A 15,496-nucleotide genomic window follows, 5' to 3' on the forward strand; every position below is an offset into this window, starting at 1 on the left:
CGGCAACGAACCCCACCGGCCGGGGGACCTGGTCGTCAGTTGCGGTAGCCGATGTCCTGGTAGCGGGGGGTGGTGAAGCCGAAGGCGCCGGCGTTGGCGAGGTTGCGGGTGGTGGCCACCAGCTGGGGGCGCTGGTAGAGGGGGATCGAGCCGGCGGCCGCCCAGATGCGGGCGTCGGCGCGGGTGAGGAGTTCCTGGGCGACCTCGTCGTCCAGTTCCGACGCCGCCTGGTCGAAGAGCTGGTCGATCTCGTCGGTGCCGACCCGGGTGTAGTTCTGCTCGACGACCAGGGAGCCGTCGGGGGACGGCACCGGCTTGGCGTAGATCGGGCGGGCGTCGGTGGCCGGGTAGGGGGTGCCCGGCCAGGAGTAGAGCGCCATGTCGTACTCGCCGGACGCGATGTAGTCCTTGAAGTAGCCCTGCTCCCCGGCCTCCACCACCTCGGTCCGTACGCCGATGTTGTCCATCATCCGCACCACCCGCGAGGCCACCGACCGCAACTGCTCCGTCCCGGGCCCCTGCGGCACCACGAAGCGGAGCGTCAGCGGCTTGCCGTTCTTGACGAACGGCCGCTGCCGCGGCGGCTGCGCCACGCTCGTCTCCCGCTCGGCCAGCGCCGTGCGCGCCAGCCGGGCCGCCTTCACGGCCTTCTTGTACGCCTTCGAGGACTTGCCGTGCTTCGCCGCCGCCGCCCACAGGTCCGCCTGCCGCGCCAGCGCGACGTACTGCGCCTGCGCCGGCTGCGTCACCGACAGCGGCACGTCGTACGTCGGCAGCACCGCACCGGCCGGCTTGTCGTCGCCGGACCCCGCGCCGTCCGCGCGGTCACGCGCGCCGGCGCCCTTCGCCTCGGCCTCCTCCGACCGCGGGCCGCCCTTCCAGCCCGCCTCCGCCAGCATCTTCTGCGCCGCGATCACGTCCTGCGGGCCGAGCGCGGCGCTCTGGTCGCTGTAGCCGGGCTGGCCGGGCATGAGCAGGTGGCTGCCCAGCGGCTTCGACGGCAGGCCGTGCGGGCCGAGGACGCTGCGCGCCAGGGTGCCGCGGTCCACGGCGCGCGCGACGGCGCGGCGTACCCGCCCGTCGGCGAGCGGACCCGAGCTGCCGTTGAGCGCGAGCTGCGTGTACGCGGGCTCCAGCGCCCGGTGCACGGTGTACGGGCGCGGGCCGGCCTTCGGCAGCGTCACCAGGTCCAGCGGCTTGCCGTCCTGGGCCCTGTCGTTCTTGGTGACCTGCACCGCGGCCTTGGCGGCCCGCTCGGCGCGGGCGGCCCCCAGGGCTTCGTCCCGTTCGACCTCGGCGATGTTCAGCCGGCCGGCGTCCAGCGCCTTCTCCCGCCCGGCGCCGCGCGGCAGCTCCTGGAAGACGAGCCGGTCGAGCAGCGCCCGGTCGCCCCACCAGCGGGGGTTGCGCACGAGCGTCACCGACGTCGGCTCGCTCGCGTCGCTCTCGTCCCGCTTCCCCTTCTTCTTCTCGTCCTTCTTCTTCTCGTCCTTCTTCTTCCCGTCCTTGTCCTTCTCGTCCTTCTTCTTCCCGTCCTTCTTCTTCCCGTCCTTCTTCTTCCCGTCCTTCTTCTTCTCCTTCTTCTTGCCCTCGACGTCCTTGATCGTGAACGGGCCCGCGACCTCCGCCAGCCCCGTCCTCGACCCGTCGTTGAACGCCTCCGGCGTCTTCGTCACGCTCATCGGGTACAGCGGCGAGAACAGCGCCTCCCAGTCCGCGTACGGCTCGTCGAAGACGACCCGTACCTCGCCCGGCTCGTCGCCCGCCTCGACCGACTCGATCCGGTCGTAACCGGCGTTGCGCGCCGTCCAGAACGCGGTGTCCTCGCCGTTCAGCGCCAGCCACTGCGCCTCGAAGTCCTCCGCCCCGATCGGCCGCCCGTCGCTCCAGACCGCCCTCGGGTTCAGCCGGTAGACCACCCGCTGCTTCGGGCTGCGGTCCTCGATCTCCGCGCTCTCCAGGTAATCCGGGTCGGCCGTCGGCTTGCCGTGCTGGTCGAGGGTGAAGAGCCGGGGCAGCACCGCGCCCGCCACGCGGTCGGTCGCCTCGCTCGCGTCGGCCTGGAAGACGTTGAACGTCTCCGGCGCCTCGTCCACGGCCCAGCGGACCGTGCCGCCGGGCCGGAGCTGCTCGCGCGAGACGACGGTGACGTCGTGCGCGGCACCGGCCGCGTCGTTCGGGGAGGTGTCGCAGCCCGCCAGGGGCAGGGTGACGCCCGCCGCGATCAGCACGGCGGTGTAGCGCCTGCGGCTGTGAAGGGACATGCGCGATACCTCCGTGATGCACACTTTCGGCGTCATTGGCCGCTCATCACACTTCTCTTGTCCCGCCACCTAAAACGAGCCCGCCCCACAGCCCGCGGCGACACGGCCGACGCGCCGCCCGACTCCACCCGTCCGGCCCAGCCGCGGGCACGGCGGGCCGTCTGTTTTCCGTACGGATCGGCAGGATCCAGCCCCGTACGTCACCCCCGGAGGGGGAAATCTGCAGATCCCTTCCCAAGTGAGCGCGAGACGCGCGAGACTTCCCCCCACAGCGCCCTGAGCGCGTCTTCGCCGTGCGCGAAGACGCGTGCGGGGCACCGTCAGCACCGCCCGACCGAAGACGTGAGGGCATGTCATGACCCTGAACGAAGAACTGACCGCAGCGCAGCGCTGCGTCGACGATCTCGTACGCACCGTGAGCCGCCTGGAGCAGCGCATGGGCACCGGCGCGCTGGAGCTGCGACGCGTACGGACCGACGCCGACCACCTGCGGGAGTCCCTCGCCCTGCTGCGCGAGGTCTCCGCCCAGGGCCCGGAGAAGGAGGGACCGACCCTGGTCCCCATCCCCGACCAGCCGTACGACCACACCCTGTGGCGGGACGCCGACGACGAGGGACTCGGCGCCGGCGGCCGGCACGCCCCCTAGCCGGGCAGCCGGGCCACCCCGCCCCGCGTCCGCGCGCCTGGGTCCCGTCAGGCCCCGGTCCGCCGGCGCACCCCGTCCATCCCCGACCCCACTCCATCCCCTCCTGCCGGAGACAACCTTGGCCACCGGAACAACCGAACGCCCACCGAGCCCCGACCAGCCGGGCGGTGTCCGCGCCCCGGGCCGCGCCGCGATCGCGGCGCGCCACCTGCGCACCGACCGCTGGTGGCTGGCGCCGACCGCCACCTTCACCGGCCTGATGGCGTTCATCGTCTACTCGACGTGGCGCGCCCTCAGCAACGCCGACTACTACGCGGCGCCCTACGTCTCGCCCTTCTACTCGCCGTGTCTGGGCTCCGACTGCGTGGACATGAAGAACGGCCCCAACTTCGCGCTCTTCGGCGACTGGTGGTTCATGTCCCCGGCGGCGATCATCCTGGTCTTCCCGCTGGGCTTCCGGTTCACCTGCTACTACTACCGCAAGTCGTACTACCGCAGCTTCTGGGGCTCGCCGCCGGCCTGCGCGGTCGCCGAGCCGCACAAGACGTACACCGGCGAGACCCGCTTCCCGCTGATCGTGCAGAACCTGCACCGCTACTTCTTCTACGCCGCGATCGCCGTCGCCGCGATCCTCACGTGGGACGCGGTCCTCGGCTTCCGCAACAGCGAGTACGAGTGGGGCCACGTGGGTCTCGGCACCATCGTGCTCTGGATCAACGTCGTGCTCATCTGGCTCTACACCCTCTCCTGCCACTCGTGCCGGCACATCGTCGGCGGCCGGCTCAGGCACTTCTCCAAGCACCCGGTGCGCTACCGCGCCTGGGGCCTGGTGGGCAAGCTCAACGAACGCCACGCGCTGCTTGCCTGGGCGTCCCTCATCAGCGTGGGGCTCGCCGACCTGTACGTATATCTGCTGGCCTCGGGCGCATTCGACGACCCGGTGCTCTTCTGAGGCGCAGCGAGCCGACCGATGGGAAAGGCGAAGCACAGAAAATGACGCAAGTCGAACGGCAGCAGTGGGACGTCGTCGTGGTCGGTGCCGGGGGCGCCGGGCTGCGGGCGGCGATCGAGGCTCGCGAGCAGGGCCTGCGCACGGCCGTGATCTGCAAGTCGCTCTTCGGCAAGGCCCACACGGTGATGGCCGAGGGCGGCATCGCCGCCAGCATGGGCAACGTCAACGCGGGCGACAACTGGCAGGTGCACTTCCGCGACACCATGCGCGGCGGCAAGTTCCTCAACAGCTGGCGGATGGCGGAGCTGCACGCCAAGGAGGCGCCGGACCGCGTCTGGGAGCTGGAGACCTGGGGTGCGCTCTTCGACCGCACCAAGGACGGCAAGATCTCCCAGCGCAACTTCGGCGGCCACGAGTACCCGCGCCTCGCCCACGTCGGCGACCGCACCGGGCTCGAACTCATCCGTACGCTGCAGCAGAAGGTCGTCTCCCTCCAGCAGGAGGACTTCAAGGCCGGCGGGGACTACGAGTCCCGGATCAAGGTCTTCCAGGAGTGCACGGTCACGCGCATCCTCAAGGCGCCCGACGGCCGGGTCTCCGGCGTGTTCTGCTACGAGCGCGAGTCGGGCCGGTTCTTCGTGATCGAGGCGCCGTCCGTGGTGCTCGCGACCGGCGGCATCGGCAAGTCCTTCAAGGTGACGTCCAACTCCTGGGAGTACACCGGGGACGGGCACGCGCTCGCGCTGCTCGCCGGGGCGTCGCTGATCAACATGGAGTTCGTCCAGTTCCACCCCACCGGGATGGTCTGGCCGCCCTCGGTCAAGGGCATCCTCGTCACGGAGTCGGTCCGCGGCGACGGCGGTGTCCTGCGCAACAGCGAGGGCAAGCGCTTCATGTTCGACTACATCCCGGACGTCTTCAAGGAGAAGTACGCCCAGAGCGAGGACGAGGGCGACCGCTGGTACGAGGACCCGGACAACAACCGGCGCCCGCCCGAGCTGCTGCCCCGTGACGAGGTGGCCCGCGCCATCAACTCCGAGGTCAAGGCCGGCCGCGGGTCCCCGCACGGCGGGGTGTTCCTGGACGTGTCGACCCGGCTGCCCGCCGAGGAGATCAAGCGCCGGCTGCCGTCGATGCACCACCAGTTCAAGGAGCTGGCGGACGTCGACATCACCGCCGAGCCGATGGAGGTCGGCCCCACCTGCCACTACGTGATGGGCGGCGTGGACGTCGACCCGGACACGGCGGCGGCGCTGGGCGTGCCGGGCCTCTTCGCGGCCGGCGAGGTCGCCGGCGGCATGCACGGCTCCAACCGTCTCGGCGGCAACTCGCTCTCGGACCTGCTGGTGTTCGGGCGGCGGGCGGGGCTGTACGCGGCCGAGTACGCGCGCGACGCGGCGGGCTCCGCCGACGGGCGCCCGGAGGTCGACGAGGAGCAGATCGCGGCGGCGTCCGCGGAGGCGCTGCGCCCGTTCAGCGCGGAGGCCGGCGCCGGGGCCGGGGCCGGGGGCAGGGAAGGGGACGGCGGCGCCAAGCCGCCGGAGAACCCGTACACGCTCCACCAGGAGCTCCAGCAGTCGATGAACGACCTGGTCGGCATCATCCGCCGGGAGGCGGAGATGAGCGAGGCCCTGACGCGCCTCGGCGACCTGCGCGTACGGGCCCGGGGCGCCGGCGTCGAGGGCCACCGGCAGTTCAACCCCGGCTGGCACCTCGCGCTGGACATGCGGAACATGCTGCTGGTGAGCGAGTGCGTCGCGCGCGCGGCCCGGGAGCGTACCGAGTCCCGCGGCGGCCACACCCGCGACGATCACCCGGCGATGGACCGCGACTGGCGCAAGCAGAACCTGGTCTGCCGGCTGGCCGACCCGGCGGGCGGCGCGCTGCCCGCGGCGGACGTGCCGGACCCGGAGCGGGGCCAGATCCGGCTGGAGAAGCGCGAGATGCCGCCGATCCGGCCCGACCTGCTCGACCTCTTCGAGAAGGAAGAGCTGGTGAAGTACCTGACGGACGAGGAGCTGACCGAGTGACCACGGCACCCACCACGGGCTACATCGCCCGCTTCAAGGTCTGGCGCGGCGACACCGAGGGCGGTGGCCTGGAGGACTTCGAGGTCGAGGTGAACGAGGGCGAGGTCGTCCTCGACATCATCCACCGGCTCCAGGCCACCCAGGCACCGGACCTGGCGGTGCGCTGGAACTGCAAGGCGGGCAAGTGCGGCTCGTGCAGCGCGGAGATCAACGGCCGCCCGCGGCTGCTGTGCATGACCCGGATGTCGGTGTTCGACCGCGAGGAGACCATCACGGTCACCCCGCTGCGCGCCTTCCCCGTGGTCCGCGACCTGGTTACGGACGTGGGCTTCAACTACGAGAAGGCCCGTGAGATCCCGGCGTTCATCCCGCCCGAGAAGCTGGCGCCCGGCGAGTACCGGATGCAGCAGGAGGACGTGGACCGCTCGCAGGAGTTCCGCAAGTGCATCGAGTGCTTCCTGTGCCAGGACACCTGCCACGTGGTCCGCGACCACGAGGAGAACAAGGCGGCCTTCGCGGGCCCGCGCTTCCTCATGCGGGTCGCGGAGCTGGACATGCACCCGCTGGACGCGGCGAAGGACGAGGGTCTGGACCGTAGGACCACCGCGCAGGACGAGCACGGCCTGGGGTACTGCAACATCACCAAGTGCTGCTCGGACGTCTGCCCCGAGCACATCAAGATCACCGACAATGCGCTGATCCCGCTCAAGGAGCGGGCGGCGGACCGCAAGTACGACCCGCTGGTGTGGCTGGGGAGCAAGATCTTCCGCCGCAAGGACTAGATGAACGAGTCCGATCTCCCGTCTGCGGCGCGAGATCGGACTCATTCATCCAGCGTCCCGTTCGGCCGTTCGGCCGGATACCACCGGTCGAACCAATGACGCGGGCAGCAAGGTACTTGTTGCCCGTGTCGTGGTTCGCCATGCTCCACTGTCATGAGCAGATCCCCCAGACGCCCGAAGTCAGCGGCGCGAACGTGGACTTGGCCGGCCGCCGCCGGCATGGCGGCCCTTCTCGCCCTCGGCCTCGGCGGCGGCGCCCCGGCCGGGGCGGATCCCGACGACGACGGGCTCAAGCAGGCGCTGGACAACGTCCTCGCCGACGAGCGCCTGGAAGGCGCGCTGGCGTCGGTCGTCGTGGCCGACGCGGCGAGCGGCGAGACGGTGTACGAGCAGTCCGCCGCCACCCGGCTCACCCCCGCCTCCAACACCAAGCTGCCCACGTCGGCCGCGGCGATGGAGCTGCTGGGCCCCGACTACACCTGGTCCACGGACGCCCTCACGGCGGGCGGCGACCTGTACCTGCGCGGCACCGGCGACCCGACGATGCTGGCGGCCGACTACGACGCGCTGGCCGAGAAGGTCGCGGCCTCGGGGGTGGACGAGGTCGACCGCCTCGTCGCGGACGACACCCGCTTCGACGCCGTACGCGTCGGCAACGGCTGGTCCGCCGACTACGAGTCGGACTACTACGCGATGCAGATCTCCGCGCTGACGGTGGCCCCCGACACGGACTACGACTCCGGCACGGTGGTGGTGGAGGCGTACCCGGGCAAGAAGGCGGGCGACCGGCCGGTGGTGAAGGTGACGCCGGCGACCGACTACGTGAGGATCGACAACAGGGGCACCACGGTCGCGGAGGGCGAGCGCGACACCCTCGGCATCTCGCGGGAGCACGGCACGAACACCATCGTCGTCAGCGGGAACATCCCGGTGAAGGCGAACGCCACCAAGGAGTGGATCTCGGTGTGGGAGCCGACCGGCTACGCGGCCGCGGTCTTCCGGGACGCGCTGGAGCGGCACGGGGTGGACGTCGAGGGCAGGACGCTGCTGGGGCGGGCGACGCCGGAGCGGGCGCGTACGGTCGCGAGCCACGCCTCGATGCCGCTGAAGGACCTGATGGTCCCGTTCATGAAGCTCTCCAACAACGGCCACGCGGAGATCCTGACGAAGACGATCGGCGTGGAGACGGCGGACGCCGGCACGTGGAGCGCGGGCCTGCGGGGCGTCTCGTCGTACCTGAAGTCGATCGGCGTCGACACGTCGACGCTGCGCCAGGTCGACGGCTCGGGGCTGTCGCGGGGCAACACGATCCCGAGCCGCGAGTTCGTCAAGCTGCTGACGGCGGTGCAGGACGAGCCGTGGTTCGACGCCTGGTACGAGTCGCTGCCGCTGGCCTGCGGGGAGGACCGCTTCGTGGGCGGCACCCTGCGCACCCGCATGTGCGACACCCCGGCGGAGGGCAACGCGCGCGCGAAGACGGGCTCGCTGACGGGGGCGTCGGCGCTGTCGGGGTACGTGACGGATGCGGACGGCAGGGAGCTGGTGTTCAGCGTGGTGCTCAACAACTACCTGGCGGGCTCGGTGAAGGACATCGAGGACGCGGTGGTGACGACACTGGCGGGCTACGGGGCGGACACGGCGGCGGAGCCGCGGACCCAGCGGACGCGGGGCGTGGAGCGCCCGGCGGATGTGGAGTGCGCCTGGCAGAAGCCGAGGACGTGCTGAACGACGAGTGACGCGGGCCCCCTGCGGGGGGCCCGAGGGGCGCGTCCCGGGTACCGAGGCGGAGCCCGCGCGGTCCCGGGCGCAGCCGGGGGCGTAGCGCAGCCCCGCGCAGGTCCGGAGCGCAGCCCCGCGCAGGTCCCGAGCGCAGCCCCGCGCAGGTCCGGGGCGCAGCCCCGCGCAGGTCCCGAGCGCAGCCCCGCGCAGGTCCGGGGCGCAGCCCCGGGGAACGGGGGTGGGGGACCCCCCGGGGGGTGTCCGGGTGCGAGGTTACTGAAAGGGGCATAGCCTCCCGTACAGGGCGTGCCGGGTCCGCGGCACGTCGTGGTGCGGAGGCGTGCGCATGCGGATTCGGCGGCTCGGGGGCCGGCTCTTCGCTGCCGGGGTGCTCGCCCTGCCGCCCCTCGCCCTCGCCGTCGCCCCGGCGCACTCCGCCGACCCCCTCCCCCTCGACCCCCACGGGCAGATCACCGACCGCGTCGACGCCCTCCGCGACCGGCGTCCCGACGTCGTCCGGGCACTCGAACGGCTCGACCGCGAGCACCGGATCAGGCTCTTCGTCGCCTACGTACGCGACTTCTCCACGTTCTCCCCCCGGGCCTGGGCCGACGCCACCGCCGACAGGAACGGGCTCAAGCGGCGCGACGTCCTCCTCGCCGTCGCCACCGGCGACCGCCAGTCCGCCGTCTCCGCCCGCGCGGGCTCCGGCCTCTCCCGGCGCGACACCGACGCCGTCAGCGCCCGTGCCGTCGAGCCCGCCCTGCGCCAGAACGACTGGGCCGGCGCCGCCATCGGCGCGGCGGACGGGTACGCGGCCGTGCTCGGCGGCCGGCAGGTGCCCCCCGCCGACGTCACCCCCGGGCCCACCGACCCCGGCGGCCGGCCCCGCGGCGAGTCCGCGCAGGGTGACGCCAGCTCCACCGACTACGTGGTGCCCCTCGTCGCCGTGCTCGCCGTCGCGCTGGCCGCCGGCCTGTTCGTCCTCCGGCGGCGGAGCGCCGAGCGCCGGCGGCCGCCCCACTGGCCCCACGAGACCGCCGGCACCCCCGACCTCGACGCCCGCGTCAAGGGGCTCCTCGTGGAGACCGACGACGCCCTGCGCACCAGCCGGGAGGAACTCGGCTTCGCCACCGCCCGGTTCGGCGAGGACGCCACGCGGCCCTTCGCCGACGCCGTCGGGTACGCCCAGGACGAGCTGACCGCCGCCTTCCGCCTCCGGCAGGCGCTCGACGACGCACGCCCCGAGGACGACGGCGCCCGCCGCGTCATGCTGGAGGAGATCGTGGCCCGCTGCACGGACGCCAACGCCCGGCTCGACGCCGAGGCGGACGACTTCGACCGGCTGCGCGCGATGGTGACCCGGGCGTCGCAGGTCCTCGCCACCGCCGAGGCCGCCGCGCGACGGCTCCCGGACCGTATCGGCGCCGCCGAGAGCAGGCTCGCCGTGCTGGCCGACGCGTACGCCCCGGCCGCCTCCGCCGCCGTCGCCGGCAACCCCGCCGCGGCCCGCGACCGCCTGCAGTTCGCCGGCGAGCACCTCACCCACGCCCGCACCGCACTCGGCACCGACGACCCGGCCACCGCCGCCGTCCACGTACGGGCCGCGGAGAGCGCACTCGACCAGGCGGGCGTCCTCGTCGCGGCCGTCGAGCGCCGCGAGCACGAGCTGCGCGAGGCCGCGGCCCGGCTCACCGACGCGCTGCGCGACATCCGCGAGGATCTCGCCGAGGCGCAGGACGTGGAACGCACCACGGCCGCGGACGAGTCGGGCGCCGGCCTGCGGGACCGGATCGGGCATGCGCGGACGGTGCTGGCGGAGGTGGGGCAGGAGGTGGCGGGCGGCAGGTACGACCCGCTGGCCGCGCTGCGCCGGGTGGTGGAGGCGGACGCGGCGCTGGCGGCGTCGCTCGCCGGGGCCGGGGAGCGGGAGGAGGCCGGGCGGCGGCCGGGCCGGCTGCTGGACCAGGCGCTCGTCGGCGCGCGGGCTTCGGTGGCCGCCGCCCGGGACTTCGTCACCACCCACCGCGGCGGCGTCGGCCCCGCGGCCCGTACCCGCCTGGGCGAGGGCGAGCGGCATCTCCGGCAGGCCGGGGAGCTTGCCGGCACCGACCCGGCCGGTGCCCTCCGGCACGCACAGCGCGCGGACGCACTCGGCCGCGAGGCGCGCCGGCTGGCGGAGCAGGACGTCCGGGGCTTCGACGGCTCGTACGGCGGCGGGCCCTTCGCAGGACCCGGCAGCGGCTACGGCGGCGGGGGGCGCGGCGGCACGGGCACGGGGATGCTCGCCGGGATCATCCTCGGCGGCATGCTCGGCGACGGCTCCGGCGAGAGGGCCGGCAGGCGCGGGGGCCGCGGCTTCGGGGGCGGCCTCGGCCGCGGTCCCGGCAGCTTCGGCGGCGGGGGCACACGGGGGCGGATGGGCGGTGGAGGCCGCTTCTAGAGCTTCCGGGAGTACGGGTCACGCGACGGCGCACGCCCCGCGCGTACCCCCGCCAGACCGCCCGGGACGACCACCGGCCCGGGCCGCCAGCACACCGCCACCAGATGCGAAGGAGACCCGTGTCCGGCAAGCAGACCGTCCTCGGCCGCACCCTCCAGCTCGCCCGCGCCGACGTCGGCGCCCTCGTCGACCAGGCCGAGGACCCGCAGAAGATGCTCGATCAGCTCATCCGGGACTACTCCAACAACATCCGCGAGGCCGACCTGGCCGTCGCCACCGCCTTGGGCAACCTGCGCCTGATGGAGGCGGATCACAAGGAGGACACCGGGGCTGCCGACGAGTGGGGCGCCCAGGCCCTCACCGCCAGCCGCAAGGCGGACGAGGTACGCGCCGGGGGCGACGCCGCGCGGGCCGAGACGTTCGACAACCTGGCCCGCACGGCGCTGGAGCGGCAGATCACCGCGGAGAACGAGGCGGCGGCGGCCGAGCCGCTGATCGCCGCGCAGACGGAGGTGGTGGAGAGGCTGAAGCGGAACCTCGACGCGATGCGGGAGAAGCTGACCTGCCTCGAATCCCGCCGCGACCGGCTCCTGGCCGACGCGCGGCAAGCGGAGGCGCGGAACGGGACGCCCGGCGCCGTCGCGAGCGTGGACGTCACCGACCCCACCGCCGACCTGGGCCGCTTCGAGGCGAAGATCCGCCGCGAGGAGGCCCGCGCGACGGGCCGGGCGGAGCCGGCGGACTCGTCCCTGGACGGGCAGTTCGAGCAGGTGGACGACCTGGGCATGCAGGCGGAGATCGACGCCCGGCTGGCCCGGCTGAAGAACGGCGAGCCGCCACCGGCGGGCGGCGGCCGCGCCGCGGCCTGAGCACGCCCCCGGCGAACAGGCCCTGCGCCCCCGCACGAACCGGGCCCCCGCGACCCGGTTCAGAACGCCGACAGCAGCGCGTCCTCGTCCACTTCCGCGAGCGGCCCCGTGCCCGGCAGGGCCAGTTCGAACCAGACCGTCTTCCCGCGGTGCGTGCGTCTGCTGCCCCAGTTCCGGCTCAGCATGCTCACCAACTGCAGGCCCCGGCCGCCCTCGTCGGTGTCCCGGGCGCGGCGACGGCGCGGCTGGACCAGGTTGCTGTCCCAGACCTCGCACACCAGGGTGCGGTCCAGCAGCAGCCGGAGCCGTATCTCCGGCTCGCCGCCCCCGCTGCGGCCGCCCTCGCCGTGCCGCAGCGCGTTCGTCACCAGCTCGCTGACGAGCAGCTCGGTGGTGTCGATCAGCGGCTCCAGGTCCCAGGCAGCGAGCTGCGTGCGGGCGTGTTCGCGGGCGAGCGCGACGGAGCGGGGCTCGGCGGGCAGCAGCCAGTCGCCGACGGTGTCGGCGGGCAGTCCGCCGATACGGGCCATCAACAGGGCGATGTCGTCCTCTCCGTGCCGGGTGTAGAGGGTGTCGAGTACGTGGTCGCAGACGTCCTCAAGCGGCTGCGCGGGGTCGGAGAGCGCCTTGCGGAACTCCTCCAGGCCCTCGTCCAGGCCGTGGTCGCGGGACTCCACGAGGCCGTCGGTGTAGAGCGCGAGGAGGGCGCCGTCGGGCAGCTCGACCTCGACCTCCTCGAACGGCTCGCCGCCGACGCCGAGCGGCATCCCGGGGGGCACCTCCAGCAGCAGCGGCGGCTCGCCGGGTTCGACGACGACGGGCGGCAGGTGGCCGGCGTTGGCGAAGGTGCAGCGCCGGGTGACCGCGTCGTAGACGACGTACGAGCAGGTGGCGAGGTAGACCTCGTCGGAGACGCCGCCGAGGCCGCCGGCGATCTCGTCCAGGGCGGCGAGCACCTCGGCCGGCTCCAGGTCGAGCATGGCGAGGGTGCGTACGGCGCTGCGCAGTTCGCCCATGGCGACGGCGGCGCGCAGGCCGCGGCCCATGACGTCGCCGACGACGAGCGCGGTGCGGTGCCCCGGCAGCTCGATGACGTCGAACCAGTCGCCGCCGACCTCGGTGGCGGTGTTGCCCGGCAGGTAGCGGCAGGCGATGTCGAGGCCCGCGGCCTCGGGGTCGCCGGGCGGGAGCAGGCTGCGCTGGAGGATGAGGGCGCGGGAGTGCTCGCGGCGGTAGAGGCGGGCGTTGTCGATGCAGACGGCGGCGCGGGAGGCGAGCTGGGCGGCGAGGGCGGCGTCGCGTTCGCCGAAGTCCTCGCTGCCGCGGGCCCGGGAGAACTGCACGAGCCCGACGACGGTGTCCCCCGCGACCAGCGGCACGGCGAGCGTCGTCTGCACCAGGCCGCTGTCGCCGCCCGGCACCCGGCGTACCTGCGCGGTGCGCAGCGCGGCGGCGTGCGGGGAGTGGAAGTCGAAGCGGTGGGTGGAGCCGACGGCGGTGACGGGGGCGTCGGAGACGGCGCTGGCGAAGGCGACGCGGCGCAGTTCGGCGCTGCCGTCGGCCAGCCCGGGGCGGCCCTCGTCGCCGTCGAGGAGGCTCTGGTAGACGTCGACGCACGCCATGTCGCAGAACTGCGGCACGGTGACGCCGAGCAGTTCGCGCGCGGTGGTCTCCAGGTCGAGCGAGTTGCCGATGCGGGCGCCTGCCTCGTTGAGCAGCGCGAGGTTGCGGCGGGTGCTGGCGGCCTCGCTCTCGGCGCGGCGGCGGTGGGTGACGTCGGAGACGATGGCGGCGACGCCCATGGGCCGGCCCGTACGGCTGTGGACGCGGTACAGCGATATGGACCACCGGAGGCTGCCCGGCTGCCCCTCGCGCTGTGCCGGTACGGAGCCGGTCTGCGGCTCCTCGGGGGTGGGCCCGAGGATCTGCATGTCGGTGACGGGCTCGCCGGTGTCGAGGACCTGTCTGAGCGCGGCGGTGACGCGCTCGGCCTCGGGGCGCGGGAGGTAGTCGCGGGGCGAGCGGCCCGCGTGGGAGGCGACCGTGCCGCCGAAGGCGGCGGCGACCCGCTCGTTGACGCGGACGAGCCGGAGGTCGGTGCCGAAGAGGAGGAACCCCATCGGGGCCTGGCCGAAAACGGCCTGCGAGGCGGCGAGGTCGGTCTCGATACGGCGGAGCGCGTACGCGTCGACGGTGAGGCACACCGCGCCGCGGGTGCCGCCGACGCCGGTGGTGGGCATGACGTACAGCTCGGCGATGCCGTCGACCGCGGGGTGCCCGGCGTCGGCGCCGTCCGGCCCGGCCGGTCTGCGGTAGGGCAGCAGACCGGTCCACTCGCGGCCGTCGAGGATCTCGGCGACCTTCTCCCCCACGTCCGCGCGCAGCTCCTCGGGAACCAGTGCCTCGACGGCGTCGCGGCCCAGCACCTCGGCGGCGGAGATGCCGAGGAGTTCCTCGGCACGGGCACTCCACTGCTCGATGTGCCCCTCCGCGTCTAGGGCGAAGGAGGCCACCTTGATGTGGTCGTAGATGGAGCCCGGCGGACTGCTCTGCCAGAACGGTGCTCCCACGCGACCGCCCCCTTTGCTGATCCTGCTCCGGGTACGCACCGCAGAGTATGCGGGAAGATCCGTATCCGGAACATGGTCGTCGGGTCACGGGTTCGGAACGCCCCACCGCTTCCGGTCCCGGTAACCGCCACATCTGCGAAGTGGTGCCCGACCGGCACCCGGCGCTACGCCCCCGTGCGCCCCCTTCCGTACGCCGAAGAAGCCTCCCTCGTACGTTCTAACCAGCGGACCCCAGCTCGAACCACACCGTCTTGCCCATTCCGCCGCACCGGGTTCCCCAGCGCACCGCGACGCTGGCCACGAGCTGCAGTCCGCGGCCGCCTTCCTCGTCCGGCGCGGCGGCACGGAGCAGCGGCGGCACCGGCAGCGTGTCGGAGACCTCGACCCGGACGCCGCCGCAGGCGTCGGGTCCGCCGACGGGGCGCAGGCGCAGGCCGACGGGCCCGGAGGCGTAGCGCAGCGAGTTGGTGACCAGCTCGCTGACGAGCAGCACGGCGAGATCGGTCACGGGGTCGAGGCGCCAGGTGCGCAGGGTGTCGCGGACGACGGCGCGGGCGGTGCGCACGCAGCCGGGGTCTGCGGGGAAGCTCCACTCGGCGGGGCCGGGCGCGTCGGCGAGCCCGGAGGGGGTCGCGGCTCCCGCGGGTCCCGCGGGGCCCGGTGGGGCGGCGGGTTCGGTGAGGCCGGCGCCGGCCGGCGCCGCCGCGGTGCCGGCGGGATCCCGGAAGCCGGTGAGCGCGGCGGGATCGGGAAGTGGGGAGAACGGGGTCACGGCGGCGTGGCGGAAGGACGGGGGGTTGCTCACGCCTACCACATCCCAGCGGAGTCCTGTCGGATTTGCCCGACTTAAGGAGAGTGGTAGCTACATACCCGCTTTGGGCGAAAATATCACCTGCATGCGTCCGTGAAGCTACACGGGCTTGGCGTCGCCACCGCCGGCGCGCTCCACCCGGTATATCTGCCGTTGGCCGGCGGACCCGAAACGGGAGACCACGCGCTCGGCCTCGTCACGCGTGGCATAGCGGCCGACGCGATAATGGTTGCCGTTGTCGTCCTCGCGGACGATGACCCACGGGCGTGCGGCGCCGCTGTCACCCGCACCCATAATGCCCACCCCAGGAATGAATGTCTGCCCAGGACGCACGCGGGACGATCACGATCCCCGGCGCCCGCTTGCCCTTCGAATATGCCAGAGCTTACGCCCGGCATTCACTCCCCGCA

Annotated in this window: 11 protein-coding genes; 7 read left to right on the forward strand and 4 right to left on the reverse strand. The window is 73.4% G+C overall.

Going from position 1 to position 15,496, the window contains the following annotated elements; all coding sequences use genetic code 11:
• Nucleotides 1–35 precede the first annotated feature (35 nt).
• The gene (locus tag FB457_RS01105; protein ID WP_145780479.1) at nt 36–2,264 is read right to left on the reverse strand and encodes an ABC transporter substrate-binding protein; all 2,229 of its coding nucleotides are present in this window, start codon (nt 2,262–2,264) and stop codon (nt 36–38) included.
• 355 nt (nt 2,265–2,619) lie between these two features.
• On the opposite strand from FB457_RS01105, the gene FB457_RS01110 reads away from it, so the two are divergent.
• From FB457_RS01110 to FB457_RS01140, 7 genes are all read left to right on the forward strand, one after another.
• On the forward strand, nt 2,620–2,910 hold the full coding sequence (locus FB457_RS01110) for a hypothetical protein (RefSeq protein WP_047017871.1): 291 nt from the start codon (nt 2,620–2,622) through the stop codon (nt 2,908–2,910).
• 118 nt (nt 2,911–3,028) lie between these two features.
• The gene (locus FB457_RS01115; protein ID WP_047017870.1) at nt 3,029–3,862 is read left to right on the forward strand and encodes a hypothetical protein; all 834 of its coding nucleotides are present in this window, start codon (nt 3,029–3,031) and stop codon (nt 3,860–3,862) included.
• Between the two features lie 41 nt (nt 3,863–3,903).
• Complete coding sequence (locus FB457_RS01120) at nt 3,904–5,892, forward strand: fumarate reductase/succinate dehydrogenase flavoprotein subunit (RefSeq protein ID WP_047017869.1); 1,989 nt, start codon at nt 3,904–3,906, stop codon at nt 5,890–5,892.
• Nucleotides 5,889–6,674 carry a succinate dehydrogenase/fumarate reductase iron-sulfur subunit gene (locus FB457_RS01125; protein ID WP_047017868.1) on the forward strand — a complete coding sequence of 262 codons (786 nt, stop codon included), beginning with the start codon at nt 5,889–5,891 and terminating at the stop codon, nt 6,672–6,674. Before FB457_RS01120 ends, FB457_RS01125 begins: the two co-directional genes overlap by 4 nt.
• A 153-nt stretch (nt 6,675–6,827) precedes the next feature.
• Nucleotides 6,828–8,399: a D-alanyl-D-alanine carboxypeptidase/D-alanyl-D-alanine endopeptidase gene (gene dacB / locus FB457_RS01130; RefSeq protein ID WP_486588889.1), complete on the forward strand. Its 1,572-nt coding sequence runs from the start codon at nt 6,828–6,830 to the stop codon at nt 8,397–8,399.
• Between the two features lie 340 nt (nt 8,400–8,739).
• Entirely contained in the window at nt 8,740–10,836 is a 2,097-nt protein-coding gene (locus FB457_RS01135; protein ID WP_145780484.1) for a TPM domain-containing protein, read from the forward strand.
• A 119-nt stretch (nt 10,837–10,955) separates the two neighbouring features.
• Nucleotides 10,956–11,705 (forward strand): PspA/IM30 family protein, encoded by a 750-nt coding sequence (locus tag FB457_RS01140; RefSeq protein WP_047017865.1) that lies wholly within the window; start codon nt 10,956–10,958, stop codon nt 11,703–11,705.
• A 59-nt stretch (nt 11,706–11,764) separates the two neighbouring features.
• Here FB457_RS01140 and FB457_RS01145 read toward each other — a convergent pair whose 3' ends face one another.
• From FB457_RS01145 to FB457_RS01155, 3 genes are all read right to left on the reverse strand, one after another.
• Complete coding sequence (locus FB457_RS01145; protein ID WP_145780486.1) at nt 11,765–14,275, reverse strand: SpoIIE family protein phosphatase; 2,511 nt, start codon at nt 14,273–14,275, stop codon at nt 11,765–11,767.
• A 217-nt stretch (nt 14,276–14,492) separates the two neighbouring features.
• On the reverse strand, nt 14,493–15,080 hold the full coding sequence (locus FB457_RS01150; protein WP_047017863.1) for an ATP-binding protein: 588 nt from the start codon (nt 15,078–15,080) through the stop codon (nt 14,493–14,495).
• 105 nt (nt 15,081–15,185) lie between these two features.
• Nucleotides 15,186–15,380: a hypothetical protein gene (locus FB457_RS01155; RefSeq protein WP_047017862.1), complete on the reverse strand. Its 195-nt coding sequence runs from the start codon at nt 15,378–15,380 to the stop codon at nt 15,186–15,188.
• Nucleotides 15,381–15,496 lie beyond the last annotated feature (116 nt).

This window comes from Streptomyces sp. CNZ287 (genome assembly GCF_007827615.1).